Source organism: Streptomyces sp. adm13(2018), assembly GCF_008042145.1.
GTDB lineage: Bacteria > Actinomycetota > Actinomycetes > Streptomycetales > Streptomycetaceae > Streptomyces.
Map to the genome: position 1 here is coordinate 631,951 of NZ_RDBH01000141.1, position 2,464 is coordinate 634,414.

Below are 2,464 nucleotides of genomic sequence, written 5' to 3' on the forward strand. Positions count from 1 at the left end.
GAGGACGGGGATCGCACCCCCGCCGCCCGGCCGGGGACCGGCGGGGGTGCGATCCCCGTCCTCACCGACGAGCGCGGACGCGCCCTCACACTGCGCGGCTGGAACGTCGAGGACAAGGCGAACCGGGGTGACGCCGCCCTCTCCGCGATCACCGAGCGGCACTTCCGCGACCTGCGGGCCAAGGGCTTCAACTTCGCCCGGCTGCTCGTCTTCTGGGACGACCTGGAACCCCGGCCCGGCCGGTACAGCCAGACCTACCTCCGGAAGATCGAACGGGTCCTGGACTGGGCGGCGAAGTACGACGTCAACGTGCTCCTCGACGCCCACCAGGACGTCTTCGGCCCCGCCTTCGGCCATCGCGGCGTGCCCGCCTGGGCGACCAGGACCGACGGACTGCCCTTCACGCCCCGCCCGGACGACTGGTTCTCCGAGTACTTCGAGCCCGCCGTCCAGCGGGCCTTCACCCATCTCTACGAGGACGAGGACCTGCGGCGCGCCCAGGCCCGGATGTGGCGGGTGCTCGCCGACCGCTTCGAGGACCATCCCGCTGTCATCGGCTACGACCTGATCAACGAACCGATGGGCGAACTCCGGGAGGGCGAGGACCTGCCGACGGCCGCCCGGCGCATCGAGCGGGACCAGCTCACCCCGCTGTACAACCGGCTCGCGGACGCGATCCGCTCGGTCGACCCGTCCACCTGGATCTTCGTCGAGCCGACCCCGATCGTGGGCGAGGGTGTGCCCACCGGGCTTGGCAGGATCGACGACCCGAAGGTCGTCTACGCCCCGCACTTCTACAACACGGCCATGGAGGCCGGCGCGGACTACGACCCCGGCGCCCGCTGGATCGAGACCTACGAGCAGGCCGTCACCCGGTACCCGGAGGAGTACCGGGTCCCGGTGGTGGTGGGCGAGTGGGGTCCGCTCAACAACTCCCTGCCGCACATGAACCGCTTCTACCGCGAGGCCATGGCCTCCCTCGGCCGCTACGGCTCCGGCTGGGCGGGGTACGTGTGGTGCTACGGCGGCGGCTACTGCGCTGTGGACGGTGCCGGGACCTTCCGTACCAACAAGGAGCTGACCGCCGAGCCGTACGCGGAGGCGGTCGCGGGCACGGTCCGGTCCGCCGGCTACGACGCGGGGGCCGGGGTCTACCGCCTGTCGTACGAGGCCGCGGACCGCCGCGGCTCGCGGCTCACCGAGCTGTCCCTGCCGCCCGGCGCGTGGCGGGTGTCGGCCAGGGGCGGCGCGCTGGTCCTCCGTACGTCCCCCGGCCGGGCCCTGATCCTCGCGGCCCCGGGCCACCGCGTGACGGTCACGGCCACGCGGGGCTGAACTCCGGGGGAGCGGCCGGGGCGTCCCCGGGGTTCAGCCCCGGCCGGTCCCCGTGTCACGCCTCCCGGTGGGAGCGCAGGAGGCCCGTGATCCGGGTCGCCGCCGCCGACAGCTGGGCGCGGGTCTCGGCGAGCTGTTCCTGGCCCACCCCGTGGTCGCGGGCCGCGTCACGGATCTCGTCGCGGAAGCGGTCGAGGAGCCGGTCGAGGTCGCGGGCCGGGTCGCCCGAGCCCTCCGTGTCCCGTGCCCACTCCGGCGCCTCGGTGGCCGGCGCCGCCGCGAACGGGGGCTCCTGGCCGGCGGCCTTGGGGTGGGTCGTGCCGGTCACGAGGTCGCCGAGCTGGGCCGTGATGCCCGAGAGGCCCTCCCAGACCCCCTTGGGCCAGTCGCCGCGCGAGAAGCGGTCCTGGACCTCCTCCTGCACCTGCTGCGCGATCCGCTGGAACTCCTTCGCCTGGTGACGGGCGGACTTGGCCTCGGCGCGGGCCTGGCGGGCCTGCTCCTTCCACTCCTGTCCGACCCGGCGCAGCTCCTCCTTGGCCTCGGAGAACGAGGAGGGGTCCGCGGTGCGGGTCCGGCCCGCCGCGGCGCGCATCTCGCTGCGCACCCGGCCGGCCGCCCCGCGCACGTCGTCGCGGATCTCCGCCGCGAGCTCCGACACCGACTCGCGGATCTCCCGCTCCAGGTCGTCCAGTTCGGCGTCCCGGTCGGCCAGCTCGGCGCGGCCGGCGTCGGTGATCGAGTAGACCTTGCGGCCGCCCTCGCTGGCGTGCGTGACGAGGCCCTCGGCCTCCAGCTTGGCCAGGCGCGGGTAGACCGTGCCCGCCGAGGGCGCGTACAGCCCCTGGAAGCGCTCCTCCAGGAGGCGGATCACCTCGTAACCGTGGCGGGGCGCCTCGTCGAGCAGTTTCAGCAGGTAGAGGCGGAGGCGGCCGTGCGCGAAGACGGGCGGCATGTCAGAGCACCTTTCCGGTCGCGGTCCCACCAGAGGGCGACGACGGGCCAGCCGGCCGCCGAGACGGCGAGGGCGGTGGCCCAGCCGGTGACGACCTGTTCGACGGATTCGCCGCCGTGCAGCCAGGGCTTCCCCTCCGGTACGAGCACGCTCCACTCGTCGCCCGCGGGGGCG

The 2,464-nt window shown here is 74.1% G+C and carries 2 protein-coding genes and 1 pseudogene; 1 reads left to right on the forward strand and 2 read right to left on the reverse strand.

Going from position 1 to position 2,464, the window contains the following annotated elements; all coding sequences use genetic code 11:
- Nucleotides 1-51 precede the first annotated feature (51 nt).
- The gene (locus EAO70_RS31045) at nucleotides 52-1,335 is read left to right on the forward strand and encodes a cellulase family glycosylhydrolase (protein ID WP_148006607.1); all 1,284 of its coding nucleotides are present in this window, start codon (nucleotides 52-54) and stop codon (nucleotides 1,333-1,335) included.
- A 55-nt stretch (nucleotides 1,336-1,390) separates the two neighbouring features.
- Here EAO70_RS31045 and EAO70_RS31050 read toward each other — a convergent pair whose 3' ends face one another.
- A complete protein-coding gene (locus EAO70_RS31050) occupies nucleotides 1,391-2,290 on the reverse strand; it encodes a PadR family transcriptional regulator (protein WP_148006608.1) in 900 nt (299 codons plus the stop codon).
- A pseudogene (locus EAO70_RS38240) lies at nucleotides 2,245-2,464 on the reverse strand (hypothetical protein); the annotation flags it as partial. The gene EAO70_RS31050 and the pseudogene EAO70_RS38240, both read right to left, overlap by 46 nt.

Bases quoted from the DNA above. Each gene is read 5' to 3' on its own strand.
- EAO70_RS31050 (WP_148006608.1), bottom strand. From the start codon at position 2,290: ATGCCGCCCGTCTTCGCGCACGGCCGCCTCCGCCTCTACCTGCTGAAA.